The organism is Halomonas icarae (assembly GCF_009901955.1).
Classification (GTDB): Bacteria; Pseudomonadota; Gammaproteobacteria; order Pseudomonadales; family Halomonadaceae; genus Halomonas; species Halomonas icarae.
This window is the reverse complement of record NZ_WUTS01000001.1, coordinates 274,816-290,580: the sequence shown is the minus strand read 5'-3', so window position 1 is coordinate 290,580 and position 15,765 is coordinate 274,816. Positions and strand designations below refer to the sequence as shown.

15 protein-coding genes, 1 tRNA gene and 1 riboswitch are annotated in these 15,765 nt (G+C 64.8%); of the genes, 9 read left to right on the top strand and 7 right to left on the bottom strand.

Annotation, left to right across the window (positions count from 1 at the left end; genetic code table 11):
* Nucleotides 1–287: 287 nt before the first annotated feature.
* Nucleotides 288–830, top strand: a complete 543-nt coding sequence (locus GRB80_RS01385) for a TraB/TrbI/VirB10 family type IV secretion system protein (RefSeq protein ID WP_161422289.1) — start codon at nucleotides 288–290, stop codon at nucleotides 828–830.
* A 144-nt stretch (nucleotides 831–974) separates the two neighbouring features.
* On the opposite strand, the gene GRB80_RS01380 is transcribed toward GRB80_RS01385, so the two are convergent.
* Nucleotides 975–1,961: a serine/threonine protein kinase gene (locus tag GRB80_RS01380; protein ID WP_161422288.1), complete on the bottom strand. Its 987-nt coding sequence runs from the start codon at nucleotides 1,959–1,961 to the stop codon at nucleotides 975–977.
* Between the two features lie 26 nt (nucleotides 1,962–1,987).
* Nucleotides 1,988–2,698, bottom strand: a complete 711-nt coding sequence (locus GRB80_RS01375; protein WP_237561899.1) for a ComF family protein — start codon at nucleotides 2,696–2,698, stop codon at nucleotides 1,988–1,990.
* Nucleotides 2,699–2,790: 92 nt separating this feature from the next.
* Between GRB80_RS01375 and bioB the strand changes: the two genes are divergently transcribed.
* From bioB to GRB80_RS01335, 8 genes are all read left to right on the top strand, one after another.
* Nucleotides 2,791–3,915 carry a biotin synthase BioB gene (bioB, locus tag GRB80_RS01370; protein ID WP_132041489.1) on the top strand — a complete coding sequence of 375 codons (1,125 nt, stop codon included), beginning with the start codon at nucleotides 2,791–2,793 and terminating at the stop codon, nucleotides 3,913–3,915.
* Complete coding sequence (bioF, locus tag GRB80_RS01365) at nucleotides 3,912–5,087, top strand: 8-amino-7-oxononanoate synthase (protein WP_161422287.1); 1,176 nt, start codon at nucleotides 3,912–3,914, stop codon at nucleotides 5,085–5,087. Before bioB ends, bioF begins: the two co-directional genes overlap by 4 nt.
* Nucleotides 5,084–5,836 (top strand): alpha/beta fold hydrolase, encoded by a 753-nt coding sequence (locus GRB80_RS01360; protein ID WP_161422286.1) that lies wholly within the window; start codon nucleotides 5,084–5,086, stop codon nucleotides 5,834–5,836. The genes bioF and GRB80_RS01360 overlap by 4 nt, the downstream gene beginning before the upstream one ends.
* 11 nt (nucleotides 5,837–5,847) lie before the next feature.
* The gene (locus GRB80_RS01355) at nucleotides 5,848–6,645 is read left to right on the top strand and encodes a malonyl-ACP O-methyltransferase (protein WP_237561898.1); all 798 of its coding nucleotides are present in this window, start codon (nucleotides 5,848–5,850) and stop codon (nucleotides 6,643–6,645) included.
* A 1-nt stretch (nucleotide 6,646) separates the two neighbouring features.
* Nucleotides 6,647–7,348 (top strand): dethiobiotin synthase, encoded by a 702-nt coding sequence (bioD, locus tag GRB80_RS01350; protein WP_161422284.1) that lies wholly within the window; start codon nucleotides 6,647–6,649, stop codon nucleotides 7,346–7,348.
* Between the two features lie 43 nt (nucleotides 7,349–7,391).
* Nucleotides 7,392–7,476, top strand: a tRNA-Leu gene (locus GRB80_RS01345).
* 132 nt (nucleotides 7,477–7,608) lie between these two features.
* The gene (bioA, locus tag GRB80_RS01340) at nucleotides 7,609–8,889 is read left to right on the top strand and encodes an adenosylmethionine--8-amino-7-oxononanoate transaminase (RefSeq protein ID WP_161422283.1); all 1,281 of its coding nucleotides are present in this window, start codon (nucleotides 7,609–7,611) and stop codon (nucleotides 8,887–8,889) included.
* Between the two features lie 37 nt (nucleotides 8,890–8,926).
* Nucleotides 8,927–9,913, top strand: coding sequence for a hypothetical protein (locus GRB80_RS01335; protein ID WP_237561897.1), 987 nt, complete (start codon nucleotides 8,927–8,929; stop codon nucleotides 9,911–9,913).
* A 66-nt stretch (nucleotides 9,914–9,979) separates the two neighbouring features.
* Here GRB80_RS01335 and bluB read toward each other — a convergent pair whose 3' ends face one another.
* From bluB to GRB80_RS01310, 5 genes are all read right to left on the bottom strand, one after another.
* Complete coding sequence (gene bluB, locus GRB80_RS01330; RefSeq protein ID WP_161422282.1) at nucleotides 9,980–10,690, bottom strand: 5,6-dimethylbenzimidazole synthase; 711 nt, start codon at nucleotides 10,688–10,690, stop codon at nucleotides 9,980–9,982.
* Nucleotides 10,691–10,834: 144 nt separating this feature from the next.
* A complete protein-coding gene (locus GRB80_RS01325; protein WP_161422281.1) occupies nucleotides 10,835–11,617 on the bottom strand; it encodes an ABC transporter ATP-binding protein in 783 nt (260 codons plus the stop codon).
* Nucleotides 11,617–12,585, bottom strand: a complete 969-nt coding sequence (locus tag GRB80_RS01320) for a FecCD family ABC transporter permease (RefSeq protein WP_309663479.1) — start codon at nucleotides 12,583–12,585, stop codon at nucleotides 11,617–11,619. The genes GRB80_RS01325 and GRB80_RS01320 overlap by 1 nt, the downstream gene beginning before the upstream one ends.
* Entirely contained in the window at nucleotides 12,582–13,490 is a 909-nt protein-coding gene (locus tag GRB80_RS01315; RefSeq protein ID WP_309663484.1) for a cobalamin-binding protein, read from the bottom strand. The genes GRB80_RS01320 and GRB80_RS01315 overlap by 4 nt, the downstream gene beginning before the upstream one ends.
* Nucleotides 13,490–15,370: a TonB-dependent receptor domain-containing protein gene (locus GRB80_RS01310; RefSeq protein ID WP_161422280.1), complete on the bottom strand. Its 1,881-nt coding sequence runs from the start codon at nucleotides 15,368–15,370 to the stop codon at nucleotides 13,490–13,492. The genes GRB80_RS01315 and GRB80_RS01310 overlap by 1 nt, the downstream gene beginning before the upstream one ends.
* 135 nt (nucleotides 15,371–15,505) lie before the next feature.
* Nucleotides 15,506–15,736: riboswitch (cobalamin riboswitch) on the bottom strand.
* Nucleotides 15,737–15,765: the final 29 nt, after the last annotated feature.

Sequence of the window (15,765 nt, the reverse complement as noted above, 5' to 3'; positions counted from 1 at the left end):
ATTCTAACATTCCAAGCCTATAGTCTATCAGCCCGCCCTCCAGGTTCGGCACTTCGCCGGCACTTTCCTTTTCTCGCCACACCCAACCGACTCCTCGCCACGCCCAACCGGCTCCTCACCACACCCAACCGACTCCATGCCACGCCCACCCTACTTTTTTGGGTTCATCCTCCTCTGCTCGACTCGCGACATGCTGCCGCACCCCGACAAGGTCACTGAGTGGATGCATCAGTCTGTGATAGTATGCAAGCTTTCATGCTGTGCAGACCTTTCCGCGAGAGCCCGACATGACCAAGACTTCCCTGTTACTGGGCCTGCTGCTGGCCCCCACCCTGGCCTTTGCCGACACCCTGGAGCTTCCTGCCGATGCGAGTCTCGAAGTGCAGGTTGTCGAATCATTGAAGCTCGACGCCGACACTCCGCGCCGGGACGACATCCTGATGCGCCCGGTTGCCAATGGTGCCGGTAGCCATCAGGTACCTGACTACTGTGTGATGGTTGGCAACGCGCAGCTCGATGGCGGGCGCATTCGCCTTACCACCTCCAGCGTCACCTGCATCGATACCGAAGGCAGCGACAGCCATATCTACAGTGGCGAGATCTCCGCGGCAGCCTTCGGCAGCGACGGCAAGTTCGGCATCGACGCCTGTCAGGATGGTCTCTGTGAGCTCTCTCCGGAGCACGGCTTCGAGCTCCAGCTCGCCAGCGACCTGGCCATCGAAGAGCAGGAGAACCCGTCGGAACAGATCAACATCGAGCGACGTCAGGCCGAAGGCAGCGGTGTCGCCAATCCGGTTCCCGGCGATCAGCCCGATCCCGGCGACTCATAAGGCCGTTTCGTGGCCCACGCTACCCTCTAGCGGTACTCCCCCGAACTGGCCAACCTCGCATTCAAGGTACGGGCCATCCTGCGCCGCATGCTACACCGTGCCTGCATCGCCCAGGGCCTGGTCGCTTCGACATGCCCAGGCCCCTCATGCCAGCCAGCGCGGCGCGCCATCCAGCGCCAGGCGCTGCTGCTCCAGCGTTCTGATATGCGACTCCCAGTAGCCGTTATCGGCCACCCAGGGGAAAGCGGCCGGAAAGGCCGGATCTTCCCAGCGTGACACCAGCCAGGCGCTGTAGCGCATCAGCCGCAGGGTCCGTAATGGCTCGGTCAGGGCCAGTTCACGGCGGTCGAACTCACGCCGCTGCTCATAGCCTTCGATCACTTCCGAGAGCTGCATATGCCGCTCTTCGGGCGACTGTGCGGTGATCAGCATCCACAGGTCCTGCACTGCCGGGGCCATCAGGCAGTCGTCGAAGTCCACCAGCGCGAAGTGGTCGTCGCGGCCCAGGATATTGCCGATGTGGCAGTCACCGTGGACCCGGATCTGCTGCTCCGGACTCCAGCGATACGCCGCCAGCGTCTCGTGCAGTGCCGACGAGACCCGCTCGTAGGCCTGTCGCTGACGACGGTCCAGCCATGGCCCGGCGAGCACCCGCTGGCGGGCATCGATCACCATCGCGTCCAGGTCCAACACACCTCGCTGCCTGAAGGAGGCACGCTCCCCCACGGAATGCACGCTGCCGATCAGCTCGCCCAGGGCAAACAGATGGTCGGGATTCTCCAGCTCCGGGGCCTGGCCGGGGTGCTGTGGAAAGAGCGCAAAGCGAAACCCTTCGGCATGCAGCAGGCTGCGGCCATCCTCATCACGCCACGGTGCGGCCACCGCCACGCCTGCTGACGCGAGTTCGGCGAGGAAGTCGTGCTCTTCCTGAATGCACGCGTCGCTCCAGCGCTCTGGTCGATAGAACTTCGCCACCCAGCGACGACGCTCGTCATCATGAACCAGGTAGACTCGGTTCTCGTAGCTGTTCAGCGCAAAGGGCTCACCGGGCAGCCAGAACCCCAGCGACTCGATGGCCGCCACGACCCGAGCCGGCGACAGCGTGGAGAAGGGGTGATGATCGGCGTCCATGGTCCATCCTCCAGAAAACCCCTACTCTACCAGGCCTGACTCATGTTTCCCCCCAGCGGCGTGCGGGCTATCGCCCAGGCCTCGACCTCCTCGGCCCCGGCGGCCAGGCAGGCCAGGGCCAGCGCCTCCAGGGTCGCCCCGGTGGTCATGACATCGTCGAGCAACACCACTCGAGATGGCAGAGGCTCCACCACGCTAAATCCGCGCCGCAGGTTGGTCCGGCGCTGTTGGCGATCGAGTCCACGCTGACTGGGCGTATCACGCAGACGAGTGCCATGATGCAACGGTACCCTCAGTCGCAGGGCCAGGCGCTTCGCCAGCCATTCAGCCTGATCGAAACCTCGGTCACGGGCACGGCTGGCATGCAGCGGCACTGGTACCAGTGCCTGGGGCCAGGCCCGCGCCTCCTCGGTGAGCGACGCCTCCAGCAACGCCAGCAGCACCATCCCTGCCCTCGGCGAGGCCCGAAACTTGAAGCGCCGCACCAGCCAGACCACCTCCTCGCTATAGCGCAGTGGTACCCGAGCACGCACGAAGGCAGGAGCGCGTCGCAGGCAAGTACCACACCGGCGCCCCTGACTTGCCACCGGCTGCGGCTCGGCGCAGACAGGACAGGCGGCCAGGTTCCAGGGCAGTGTCTCGAAGCAGTCGCGACACCAGGGGCGATCATCGAGAGTTGGGGCCAGGCAGAAGGCACAGCGGCCAGGCAGGGCGCGGCGCAGGGCTCTGTCAACCATAAGTTTTATTCTGGTTGACATCTCGAACCCGGCCCGTAAGCTGTTCGTCAACTTTTCTCTACGAACCAAGTTGACCATAGGCGTCTCCCCCCATGTCTCAAGCGTCGCAAGCCTGTACAGCCGATTCCCAGACCCTAGCCGCACCGGCCGAGATGCGCCACGACTGGCGTCTCGATGAGATCGAGGCGCTGTTCGCACTGCCCTTCAATGACCTGCTCTATCGTGCCCAGCAGGTGCATCGCGCCCACTTCGACCCCAACGCCGTTCAGGTCTCCACCCTGCTCTCGATCAAGACCGGCGCCTGCCCCGAGGACTGCAAGTACTGCCCCCAGTCCGGCCATTACAACACCGGCCTTGGCAAGGAGAAGCTGTTGGAGATCGAGAGGGTCGTGGAGGAGGCCCAGGCGGCAAAGGCCGCCGGGGCCAGTCGCTTCTGCATGGGGGCGGCCTGGAAGAGCCCGCGTGACAAGGATCTCGAGGTGGTGCTGGAGATGGTCCGCCGGGTCAAGGCGCTGGGGCTCGAGACCTGCATGACCCTGGGAATGATCGATGGCGACCAGGCCGCGCGGCTCGCCCGTGCAGGGCTCGACTACTACAACCATAACCTCGATACCTCTCCCGACTACTACGGGGAGATCATCACCACGCGAACCTATGCAGAGCGTCTGGATACGCTCGCCCAGGTCCGTGAGGCAGGCATGAAGGTCTGCTCGGGGGGGATTCTGGGCATGGGTGAGGCTCCCCGCGACCGAGCCGCCCTGCTCCAGCAGCTGGTACGCCTTGAGCCGCATCCGGAGTCGGTGCCAATCAATATGCTGATCAAGGTCCCCGGCACCCCTCTGGAAGATGTCGAGGATCTCGACCCCATCGAGTTCATTCGAGCCATCGCCGTGGCGCGCATTCTGATGCCGCAGAGCCATGTGCGTCTCTCCGCCGGACGCGAGCAGATGGATGATTCGACCCAGGCCCTGGCCTTCCTGGCCGGCGCCAACTCCATCTTCTATGGGGACCGACTTCTGACCACCGCCAATCCCCAGGCGGAGCGCGACAGGGCGCTGTTCTCCCGGCTCGGCCTGCATCCGGAGCGCAGGGAAACCTGCGCCGACGACGACTGGATCCAGGCAAGCGTTGAAGCCGACCTTGTCCAGCAGTCGGCACAGCAGGCCGCCGCTCGGGTCGGCGAACTGGCCTATGATGCGACAAGCGTTGAGCCATGACCCAGCACGACTGGCCAAGCCGTCTTTCCGAACGCGCCCGCGCGTGCCGCTTTAGCGGTCTGTGGCGACACCGCGCGACACGTCAGCCGGCGAGCCGGCTGCGTGACTTTGCCGGCAATGACTACCTGGGCCTCTCTCGGGACCCGCGCCTGGCCGAGGCCATGGCCGAGGGAGCACGGCATTACGGAGGCGGGGCCCGAGCCTCGCACATGGTCAACGGCCACCTGGCGGTTCACGAGACCCTGGAGAGTCGTATCGCCGAGCTCACCGGCCGCTCCCGAGCGCTGCTCTTTTCCACCGGCTACATGGCCAACCTGGGTGTGATTCAGGCGCTCTGTGACCCGCATACCCGGGTCTTTCAGGACCGCCTCAACCACGCCTCACTGCTGGATGGCGCCAGGCTGGCCGGCGCCTGTTCGCGTCGTTTCCACCATGCCGACCTCTCCGACCTCGAGCGACTACTGGCGCGCAGCCCGGCAGACCACCCCAGGCTGGTGGTGAGCGACGGTGTCTTCAGCATGGATGGCGACGTGGCCGATATTCCCGGCCTGGCGGCCACCGCTCGTCGTCACGCTGCCTGGCTGATGATCGACGATGCCCACGGCATGGGCGTGCTGGGCGAGCGAGGCGACGGCTGCGTGGGCCGCAACTACGGCGTCGATGAGGTAGCCGTGCTGGTCGGCACCCTGGGCAAGGGGCTTGGCACCGCCGGGGCCTTCGTCGCGGGGAGCGAGGCACTGATCGAGCATCTGATCCAATTCGCGCGCCCCTACATCTACACAACGGCTCAACCACCCGGGGTGGCAGCCGCCACCCTGGCAGCCCTGGATATCCTTGCTGAAGAGCCGGAGCGGCGCGCGCGTCTGCATGCCCTGATTGCCCGCTTCCGCGCGGCAGCAAGCGAGCTCGGGCTACCGCTGATGGCCAGCGCCACACCGATTCAGCCAATCGTGCTCGGCGACAACACAACGACCATGGCCTGGGCCACACGGCTCGCCGAGCGTGGCATCAATGTCGGCGCCATTCGCGAGCCGACCGTGCCACGCGGGAAGGCTCGGTTGCGTATTACCCTCTCCGCCGCCCATGCCGACGATGATATAGACGCCCTGATCGATGCCCTGGCCGAATGCCAGGAGAGGAGCCTCATGGCCAATGGGGAGCCCCTGGCATGATCCGTCTGGTGCTACTTTCCGGCTGGGGTATCGATGCGCGAGTCTGGCAGCCCCTGGCGCCCATATGGCCGGCTGGGGTCACCATCGAGACGCCAGACTGGCCTGGCTACGGGGCCCAGCCGGCCCTTGAGCACCCTGCAGACCTCGAAGCCCTTGCCGGGGCGTTTATCGACGACCTCCCCCGAGACGCCGTCTGGGTTGGCTGGTCCCTGGGCGGGATGCTGGCAACCACCCTGCTCGGCCTTGCGTCGACTGCGCTTCCCCCGCCCCGGGGGCTGATCCAGATCGGCATGGGCCCACGCTTTTGCCACCCAGAGGGGGTGACACAGCAGGAGCTTGGCCGCTTCCGCCGTGCCTTCGCTCGAGACCCGAACGCGACCCTGGCACATTTTCGACGCTGGATGCTGCGCGGAGAGGCGTCTCCCCGGGACGCATACCGACACCTTCTCGACCTGCTCGGTGAGGGCCCTCCCCCCGATTTGACTAGCCTTGCCGCCGGGCTGCAATGGCTTGCCGAGCTTGACAACAGTCGCCCCCTGGCCGAGCCACCCTGCCCGATGCGCCTCCTGTCTGGAACCGACGACCCACTGCTGCCCGCGACACGACGGCAAGATGCCGATCACACCATCGACGGGGCCGGCCACTGCCCCATGCTGTCACGCCCAGCCACCCTGGTGACGACTCTGATTGAACTCTCCCGGGAGTGCCTTGGGAGTAGGAGCGCGGCCAATCTCGAGGTGCTGCCATGAATTCACCAGCCATGAATTCACCAGACTTGACTCCCACGGTGGCATCCGGCGGCTGGCAACAGCGTGTATCCCATGCCTTTTCACGCGCCGCCGATGACTACGAGCGCCTGGCGGCGGCACAGCAGGACATGGGCGAAACTCTCTGGGCCAGGCTCCCCCGGGGAGCGATGCAAATCCTCGATCTCGGGTGCGGCCCGGGTAGCTGGAGCCAGCGACTGGCCGATGATTATGCACCCGACGCCCGCGTCATTGGCCTCGATATCGCCCCGGGAATGCTGGAAGTCGCCCAACGAGAGCGAGGCGACAAGGTGCACTGGGTCTGCGCTGATGCCGGCGCACTACCACTGCCCGATGCCAGCCTGGAGCTGGTGTTCTCCAACCTGGCCCTCCAATGGTGCCCCGACCTCGACGCCGTGATGGCCGAGCTGTATCGCACGCTGCGCCCCGGCGGTCGCGCCCTGATCAACACCCTCGGCCCCGAGACCCTGAGCGAAGTGGGCTTCGCCTGGAAGCGGCCCGGTCGTCACGCCGCCCTGCTCGACTTTCGCAGCCCCGAACACTATCGCAAGGCCGCCTGCCTGGCGGGTTTTCGTCGCGTCGCGGTCGAGGTAAGTCGGCCAAGATTCCATTATCCCGACATGACCGCGGTAATGGCCTCCATCAAGGGCATCGGTGCCCAGGCCTCACGCCCCAGGGGCCATTTGACCCGGGCCGACCTTGTTCACGCCTCACAACGGTTCGAAGCCCTGCGTGAACCCGAGGGGCTGCCCGTCACCTATCACCTACTGACGCTGGAGCTCGAACGCTAATATGGCCGCCTACCTTGTCACCGGCACGGATACCGACGCCGGCAAGACCCTGGTCACGTCTGGCTTGCTGGCCCTGGCACGCCGCAAGGGACTAACGACCCTGGGCCTCAAGCCCGTCGCCTCAGGCAGTGAGCCCACCGATGCGGGCCTGCGCAATACCGACGCCCTGGCATTACAGGCCTGCAGCCACCCCGCGGTGCCCTATACCACGGTCAATCCCCACGCCTTTTCGCCGGCGATAGCGCCTCACCTCGCCGCTCGAGATGCGGGTGTCACGCTCACGCTTGACGCCTTGAGCGAGAGCATGCGCGAAGGGCTGGGCCTGGGTCGGGACCTCACTCTGCTGGAGGGCGCCGGTGGCTGGCGGGTGCCGCTGAATGCCCGGGAGGACCTCTCCGGCCTGGCAACCCAGCTGGCGCTACCGGTGATTCTGGTGGTTGGCCTCCGGCTAGGCTGTATCAGTCACGCACGATTGACGGCCGAGGCAATACGCGCCGATGGTCTGCGGCTGGCCGGCTGGGCCGGCAGCCTCGTCGACCCCGCATTCGGCAACGACGAAGGTCTTTATCGCGACAACCTGGCAACACTGGCGAGAACGCTGGACGCCCGCTGCCTGGGTGTCGTTCCGCACCTACCGGCTTGCGACCCGCCTGCACTGGCCGCGGCGGCTGCCGACCACCTGAAGTTGCCCGATGATCATTGACTTGTCCGTGTGCGTCCGTAAAATACCACGCCAGCCTATCCGTGCGGATGTGGTGGAATTGGTAGACACGCCAGATTTAGGTTCTGGTGCCTCAGGGCGTGGGAGTTCAAGTCTCCCCATCCGCACCATCTTCTCCCCCAGTAGTCCCCCCAGCATCCAACGCCAACACCCCGTCATCTCCAACGAGATGTACGGAGTTTCCGCGTGTCTGTCGTTTCCCTTCACAACGTTCCCGACCACAACGGCCCTGGATCCTGCTGATGTCTAGCTCACTCGACTCATCCCCCGTCTGGCACCCCTATGCCCATCTCAAGACCCAGCAACCGGCACCCAAGGTAGTCGGCGGCGAAGGCCCGAGCTTCCAGCTGGAGAGCGGCGAGACCCTGCTCGACGCCACCTGCTCCTGGTGGTGCATGATTCATGGCTATCGCCATCCGCGGCTGGTAAGCGCCATCCAGCAGCAGGCCGATACCCTCTGTCATGTGATGCTCGGGGGCCTGACGCACGCCCCCGCCGATCGCCTGGCACGCGAGCTGGTACGCATCACCCCCAAGGGGCTCAACCATGTGTTCTTCTCCGACAGCGGCTCGGTAGGCATGGAGGTGGCCATGAAGATGGCCATTCAGTTCCATCAGCTGCGCGGCAGGAGCGGTAAGCACCGGATGCTCTCACTGATGAAGGCCTACCACGGCGACACCGCAGGCTGCATGGCGGTGTGCGATCCCGAGGAGGGCATGCACTCCCTGTTCGCCGGCTACCTCCCCCGCCATCACTTCGCCCCGGCGCCAGAGGCCCCCTTCGATGCCGACCCCGAAGCGGTAGCGGCGGACCTGGCCGCCCTGCGCAACGTACTCGAGCGCCATCACCAGGAGATCGCCGCCCTCCTGGTGGAACCACTGCTGCAGGCCGCAGGCGGGCTAAACATGACCTCGCCCCACTACCTTCGTGGGGCTCGAGAGCTATGCGACGAGTTCGACGTGCTGCTGATATTCGATGAAGTGGCCACGGGCTTCGGTCGCACCGGCCGAATGTTCGCCGCCGACCACGCCGACGTCACCCCGGACATGATGGTGCTGTCGAAGGGGCTCACGGGAGGCTATCTGGGCCATGCGGCGACACTGGCCACCACCCGGGTGCATGACACCTTCGTGGGCGACTCGCCCGAACACGCCTTCATGCATGGCCCCACCTTCATGGGCAACCCGCTGGCCTGCGCGGTAGCACTGGAGAGCCTGGCGGTGTTCGAAGAGGAGGACTACCTGGGGCGTATCGCTCTCCTCAGCGATGTGCTGCGCCAGGAACTGCTCGAGGACACGCGACTGACCGAGCACCCGGAGGTAGCGGATGTACGCGTACTCGGCGCCACCGCGGTGATTGAGACTCACGGCGCAGCCGCCCTGGACGGCGTAGCGGACTGGGCGCGTGAACAGGGCATCTGGCTGCGCCCCATCGGCCGATGGCTCTACACCATGCCCGCCTATGTCACCTCGGAGGCACAAATCCGGCAGATTACCGAAGTCATGAAGGGCTGGTTCAGATAGACTCTGCGCAAGACGGAACCGACGCGAGATCAACAAGATGAAGAAGGCGCTGATCGCCCTGACGGCCTGCCTAACCATGGCCGCACAAGCCGATACCCCGATGCCCGATGATGACAGCGACCTCCCGGAATGGGCCGAGAAGCGTATCGGCCCCTTCCATGCCACCATGACCGACTGGGTGGACGGTACTTCGCGCAGCATCGACGGATTCTTCGGTACCACCGACGCCCTGACGGTGGACTCCGACTCCTACCTGCGCATCAGCCAAGAGAATGCCTGGAAGGAAGGCGAAGCGTTCGATCATGACCTGGGAGCTCGCTTCCGCCTCGACCTGCCCACCACCGAGGAGCGACTGCGCCTGATCATCGAGAGCGAGCCGGACGAGACGCGCGGCACTCTCGGCGAGCAAGAGTCGTCGCTTAGCGATGATCGTATCGACAGCATCGAGGACGTGCTGGTGGGACTACGCCACCTGGGGCAAGGCGACAGGACCCGGGAGTGGGATACCGAGATCGGCGCCGGCATCAAGGTTCGCCTGCCCCTCGACCCCTATGCCCGCCTCACCACCCAGCGGCTCTGGACCCTTGATGACGGTCCCTGGAAGCTGCATAGCGATAACCGTTTCTCCTGGTTCAACGAGGACGGCTACTCGGCGCGTACCCGCTGGGATCTCGGCCGTCCGATAGATGAGAAGCGCCATCTTCGCTTCATCAGTAACGCCCAGTGGCGCGAAGAGGTCGACACCCTGGAGTTCAGCCAGGCCGCCGAGCTGAACCAGCGCATCAACAGCCGCAGTGTACTGCGCTACTCCGCCGTGGTGCTGGGCGAGAGCCTCTCTCATACCACCATCGAGGACAGCTATCTGCAGCTGCGCTTCCGTCGCGATATCCACAAGGGCTTCACCTTTCTGGACATCGCGCCCTCCCTGCACTTCCCCCGCGATGTGGACTACGAGCACCGCTGGGCGCTCACCCTGCGCCTGGAGATGTACTTCCGCCGCTTTATCGACCGGGTCACCATGTAAACGTGTCACCCTGTAAATAGGCTGCCAGCGTGCTCTTGTCGGCATCCGAGATGGTGCCCTGGATCATCAGCGTGGGCATGGGTCCTCCAGAGCCTGGCGGAGTTCGTCATCGCTGACCTCTTGCCCCCAACCGTTGGCATGCACCAGCTCGGCCAGCGGCAGCCGTTGCCGCCAGCCCTTGCGGGCCAGTTCCGGTTCATCCAGAAACTCACTGACATAGCCGATACATAGATAGGCGAGTGGGTAGACATGCTCCGGCAGGCCCAGCACCGTGGCCAGCTCCTCCTGGTCGAGGATGCTGACCCAGCCCACGCCGATTCCCTCGGCACGTGCGGCCAGCCAGAGGTTCTGGACCGCCAGGCAGGTGCTGAACAGGTCCATCTCGACAATGCTGGTACGGCCGAGCACCGGCCCATTTCCGCGACTTCGATCGCAGGTAATACAGAGATTGAGGGGGCTCTCGAGGATCCCTTCAAGTTTCAGGCTGCGGTAGTGCTGCTGGCGCTCTCCTGAGAATTGTCGTGCCCCCTTTTCGTTCTCCCGGGTAAAGATGCCATGCACCTGCCGGCGCACCTCGAGGCTTTCGATCACCAGGAAATCCCAGGGTTGCATGAAACCCACCGAGGGGGCGTGATGGGCCGCCTCCAGCAGTCGGCCCAGGACCCGCGGCGGCACCGGGTCCGGCAGAAACTGCGAACGCACGTCCCGGCGCTCATGAATGGCCCGATAGAGACCTGCCTTCTCCGCCTCGGAGAAGGGCATATTGGGGTCATGCATGCTTCATTCCTCTTCGCCTATGCCGCACAGACGATATTGAGCACATTGATCAGAATCGGGTAATGACCGTTATCGGCGAGCAGACGATGGGGGATCAGACGGCGGACGGCATCCGCCTCGCCGCGCCCCTGGCGTCGGTCATGTTCAGCTCACCGCTACGAAGACAGGGGCTCCATCGATCTCCGCACTCGCCAGCCGCTGACCATAGAGACGCTCCAGCGCCTCGGGAACCAGCATCTCCTGCGCCGGCCCCCAGCACGCTTGTCCATCCGGATAGAGCAGCAACAGATGGTCGCACCAGCGTCCGGCCAGGTTGAGATCATGCAGGCACATCATCACCGAACGCCCTTCAGCGGCCAGCTCGTTGAGCAGGGCCATTACCGCCGTCTGATGATGCAGGTCGAGGTGGTTGGTGGGCTCATCGGCGAGCCAGATCGCCGGTGCCTGGGTCAGTACCGTGGCGATGGCCAGTCGCTGACGCTCGCCCCCCGAAAGGGTGCTCACCAGGCGCTCGGCCAGATGGGCCACATCGAGCCGTTTTAGTGCCGCCTCGGCCAGGCGTAGATCCTCGCCATCCTCCATCTGCCAGGGCGAAAGCCAAGGGTGGCGGCCGATCAGCGCCGTCTCGAGCACCGTGGAGGGAAAGCCGTCGTGGCGCTCCTGAAACACCAGCCCCAGCCGCCTGGCCACCTCACGACGACGCAGCGAGGCAAGCGGCGCCTCCCCCAGAAGCACCTCACCGGCGCGAGGCGGGCGCAGCCCCGCCAGGGTATGCAGCAACGTGGTCTTGCCGGCACCATTGGGCCCCAGCACGCCCCAGACCTGCCCCGCCTTAACCTCGAGGTTCAGGGCGTCACCGTCGGCACGGCCCGGCACATCGATCACCAGGTGGCGAGCCACCAGCGGCGGTGTCACAGGATCGACCATCAGGAGCCTCGATAGAGCAGGTAGAGGAAGGTGGGAACGCCGAGCAGCGCGGTGATCACCCCCACCGGCAGCTGCTCCGGGGCGATCACGGTGCGGGCAAGGGTATCGGCGACCAGCAACAGGGTGCCGCCGGCCAGCGCACAGGCGGGCAGGATCAGGCGCTGATCATTACCCAGCGCCAGGCGCAGCATATGCGGCACCACCAGGCCGACGAAGCCGATGCTGCCGGCGCCGGTCACCGCCGCCGCCGTCAGCAGGCTCGCCGTCAGATAGAGCCCCCACTCCAGGCGTCGCACCGCCACCCCCAGCGCGGCGGCCTGCAAGGGGCCCCGCGCCAATACATTAAGGTGGCGACCCAGGGGCACCACCAGCAGGCAGGCGCCCAGCAGCAGCGCCAACAACGGCCAGGGTGAGCCGGCATGAGCAAGATCGCCCATCAGCCAGTAGAGCATCCCGGGCAGGCGTTCGACGGGGCTGACCGAGAGCATCAGTGTGATCACCGCCCCCCAACCGGCCGCCACCACCACGCCGGTCAGCAGTAGCCGCGCAGGCGTCCAGCCGCCACGCCCATGGGCCAGGCCGAATACCAGCAGAGTCGAGATCAGGGCCCCCACGAAGGCGGAACCCGAGATCAGCAGCCCCCCCACGCCTGCCAGCATGCCCATCAGCGCCCCCACCGCGGCCCCGCCGGAGAGCCCCAATACATAAGGGTCGGCCAAGGGATTGCGCAGCAGCACCTGCATCAGTGCCCCGGCCACGGCGAGCAGCCCGCCCACCGCGAAGGCGGCGAGCGAGCGAGGCAATCGCAACTCGAGGATCAGGGTACGCGAGAGCGCTTCTCCCCCACCGCTCACGGCCGCCAGGATCTCGCCGGGCGACAGTGTTACGCTGCCCAGCGCCACGGAGAACACCAACGCCGCCAGGGCGGCGAGGGTCAGCAATCCCAGGGGGCGAAGCAGGGCGATCACTGCTGATGCTCTCCGCGCCGTGCCCTGGCCTGATCGAGCCGTTCGCAGACCACGCCGGTGCCCTCCAGTAGCCGAGGGGTGGGACGCTGGATCAGCGACGGCGGCACGAAGAAGAGATTATCCTGGGCAACCGCCGTGAGCGAGGGGTAGGCGCGCCAGTGTGCCAGCCAGTCACGGTTAGCCTCCCCCCTGCCACCGGCGAGGATCACCTCGGGGTTCGCCGCCAGCAGCGCCTCCTCATCGAGACGGGGCGCCAGTCGCTCGAGCTCTCCGAAGACATTGGTGCCACCGCATAGTGCTATCACCTGACCGATCCAGTGCCTGTCGTTGATGGTCATCAGCGGCTGGTCCCAGACCTGATAGAAGACCGAGACCGGCTCGGCCTGGGCATGGCGCTCGGCCAGTGTCGCCATCTCCCGGCGAAATCGCTCGGCCTCTGCCTCGCCCACTTCCCGGGTATCGGCGAAGCGGGCCAACTGCTCGATCGTGGCACTTATTTCATCGAAGGTGCGCGGCTCGATATAGAACACCGCCATGCCCAGCGCCTCCAGGCGCTCGAGCTGCTCGGCGGGATTGCCGGTGACCCAGCCGATCACCAGATCAGGGGTGAGCGCCAGCAGGCGCTCCAGATCGAGACGGTTATGACTGCCGACTCGAGGAATCTTGAGAGCCTCAGGCGGATAGTCGCTGTACTCGACCGCCGCCACCACCCGCTCACCCGCGCCGGAGGCGAAGGCGAGCTCGGTGGCACCCGGTGACAGCGCGGCGATGCGCGAGGCGGGCCGCTCCAGGCACACCTCGCGATCCAGGGCATCGACCGCGCATATTTCATCCTGGGCCTGCGCCGCCGCCAGGGGCAGCAGCGCAAGGCCGGCCAGGAGTAGCCGAGCAAGCCGTCTGGTTATCACGGCCCGAAGTGCACGCTCAGGAAGGCCGCACGACCGGCGTTGAGGTAGTTCTTCGCGGTCTCGTACTCATTGTCCAGAGCATTCTCGACCGTCACACGAGCCGACCACATCGGGGCAAACTTCCAACCGGCGCGCAGATTCACCAGGCCGTAGCCTGACAGGTGATCCTGATTTGCAGCGTCGATATACCGGTGATTCTGCGCAATCAATGAACCACCCAACGACCAGTCGCCCATTTCACGATCAACGTCGAAGCGCAGACTCTGCGTGGCGCGCCCAGTAAGCTGGTTACCGGTACTACGGTCTTCAGGGTCGGTATAGCTGAGTGCCGCCTGTAGGGTCAAGCCGCCCAGTTCTGTACCAGCCGCAAGCTCTGCGCCACGAATACGAGCGTCATTCACATTGGCTGGACGGTAGCGGAACACGTTAGGTGCGGGCATGTCCAATGCCCATACAATCAGGTCGTCGATATCGGTCTGATATGCGGCGAGATCCCAGAACCAACTGTCGTACTGGCCGCGCATGCCGAGCTCATAAGAGGCCGATGTTTCGGCTTCAACCCCTTGATCTCCCACGGACACATAGATATTACCAAAGGGATCTCTGCTCTCTTCGTAGGGCCAATAAAGGTCGTCGAAAGCAGGCGCCCGGAAAGCCGTGCCGTAACTTGCTCTTAGCGTATGGGAATTATCCAGCTCATAACCCAACGCCAAGCTGCCGGTAACTTTGTCACCGTAGGCTTCGTTATCGTCATAACGCATGCTCGCCTGAATCGCTAAAGGCGAAAAATCGAGCAGGGCCTGAGAAAAGAATGCCTTGTTGTAGCGCTCTTCCACAGCATATTGACCACTACTAGTGTAGCTTCCTGCAACACTATCGTTGGAGTACTCCGCTCCCAGAACGAACTCATGAGCTCCTACACTTAGCGTGTTCTTCCACTGTGCCGTCCTCGTTTGCGTATCGAGAACAGAGCCATAGGAAGGGTTATCGCTTTCATCGCGAGCTTCGCTGAGAGTTAGGCGGCTGCGCCAGTTGTCAGACACTGGCAACTCTCCATAGACCCCGGCCACCTGTTGCACAAAATCTGTCTCGGCTGGTGCACCGAAATTGTCGAATTCGGTATTACCCTTGGCGCGCAATGCCAGGAGACCTACTTCCGAGCCATCTTCAAAGGTATGCGCAAGACGAAACAGACCGGTGGTGTTGTCGTAACCCTTGTCGTCACCATCACGGCGCACCGGCGCTCCCTCGGTATCGAAACGGCTGGCGGCAACGTAATAGCGGGTGCCGCCTTCTGCGCCTGAGAGGCTGGCACTATAGCGTTGAGTATCGAAGGAACCGCCGCCGAAGGAGATGCGCGGTGTCGGCTCGCCCTCCTCTCCCTCGGGGGTAAACAGCTGGATCACACCCCCCATGGCATCGGCGCCATAGAGACTGCCGCGGGGGCCGCGCACGATCTCGGCACGCTCGAACATGCGCGGATCGAGATATTGCCAGGAGGCCCCGCCCAACGAGGCTGAACGCAAGCGGATTCCATCGATCATCAGCAGGCTTTGCTTGTTGGAGGTGCCGCGAATGGAGACGCTGCTGGTCTTGCCGAAGCTGCCGTTGGTATTGACATCCACCCCCGGCTGGCCGCGGAAGAGATCGGTCAAGCTGGTGGGGTCCTGGCGGCGCAGGGTCGCCTCATCCAGCAGGGTTACCGAGGCGAGACTCTCGTCGGCGGTGCGCGGCGCCAGCGCCGCGGTGACCACCATGGGGTTGAGCACCTGGGTCTCGCCGGCATCGGCGATCTGGGCGTCCGCGGCCTGCACGGCCAAGGGGAGTGCGGCCAGTGCGAAGGTCGCCAGGCCACGGGTTGCGTGTGTCGTGTTCATCTCTGTCCCTTGCTCACCGTACTCACCCGCACGGTGTCATACTGCTTTTTTTAGGACCGGTGCAGAGGGACGGAAGGAAGGGAGACGGCGAGGATGCGTGCGGTCGATGCCCTGCCCGTTGACCACCCTCCGCGGTCCGGCATGCGCTCTTAGGCCGGTCTCCGGACTGACGAGCGAGGACCTGGCGTGATGCCAACGACCCTGCTAAACCGCCGCCTTCCCATGCCGATGGGCACAGTGGCATACCCTTGAAGGTAGTGGCGGTTCTTGACTCGATCACCGTTGCGGGGGCAGCGTCGGAATGGACCGACTTCCCGTTTACCTGGCGGCATTCACTCCGCCAGCACCTGAGAGTGCGCGTAAGCTACCAATCCCCATCAGAAGCGTCAACGCGG

Bases quoted from the DNA above. Each gene is read 5' to 3' on its own strand.
- GRB80_RS01360 (WP_161422286.1), top strand. From the start codon at position 5,084: ATGATCCGTCTGGTGCTACTTTCCGGCTGGGGTATCGATGCGCGAGTC.
- GRB80_RS01335 (WP_237561897.1), top strand. From the start codon at position 8,927: ATGAAGAAGGCGCTGATCGCCCTGACGGCCTGCCTAACCATGGCCGCA.
- bluB (WP_161422282.1), bottom strand. From the start codon at position 10,690: ATGCATGACCCCAATATGCCCTTCTCCGAGGCGGAGAAGGCAGGTCTC.
- bioB (WP_132041489.1), top strand. From the start codon at position 2,791: ATGTCTCAAGCGTCGCAAGCCTGTACAGCCGATTCCCAGACCCTAGCC.
- GRB80_RS01380 (WP_161422288.1), bottom strand. From the start codon at position 1,961: ATGGACGCCGATCATCACCCCTTCTCCACGCTGTCGCCGGCTCGGGTC.
- GRB80_RS01385 (WP_161422289.1), top strand. From the start codon at position 288: ATGACCAAGACTTCCCTGTTACTGGGCCTGCTGCTGGCCCCCACCCTG.
- GRB80_RS01325 (WP_161422281.1), bottom strand. From the start codon at position 11,617: ATGGTCGATCCTGTGACACCGCCGCTGGTGGCTCGCCACCTGGTGATC.
- GRB80_RS01355 (WP_237561898.1), top strand. From the start codon at position 5,848: ATGAATTCACCAGACTTGACTCCCACGGTGGCATCCGGCGGCTGGCAA.
- GRB80_RS01375 (WP_237561899.1), bottom strand. From the start codon at position 2,698: ATGGTTGACAGAGCCCTGCGCCGCGCCCTGCCTGGCCGCTGTGCCTTC.
- GRB80_RS01310 (WP_161422280.1), bottom strand. From the start codon at position 15,370: ATGAACACGACACACGCAACCCGTGGCCTGGCGACCTTCGCACTGGCC.
- bioD (WP_161422284.1), top strand. From the start codon at position 6,647: ATGGCCGCCTACCTTGTCACCGGCACGGATACCGACGCCGGCAAGACC.
- bioF (WP_161422287.1), top strand. From the start codon at position 3,912: ATGACCCAGCACGACTGGCCAAGCCGTCTTTCCGAACGCGCCCGCGCG.
- bioA (WP_161422283.1), top strand. From the start codon at position 7,609: ATGTCTAGCTCACTCGACTCATCCCCCGTCTGGCACCCCTATGCCCAT.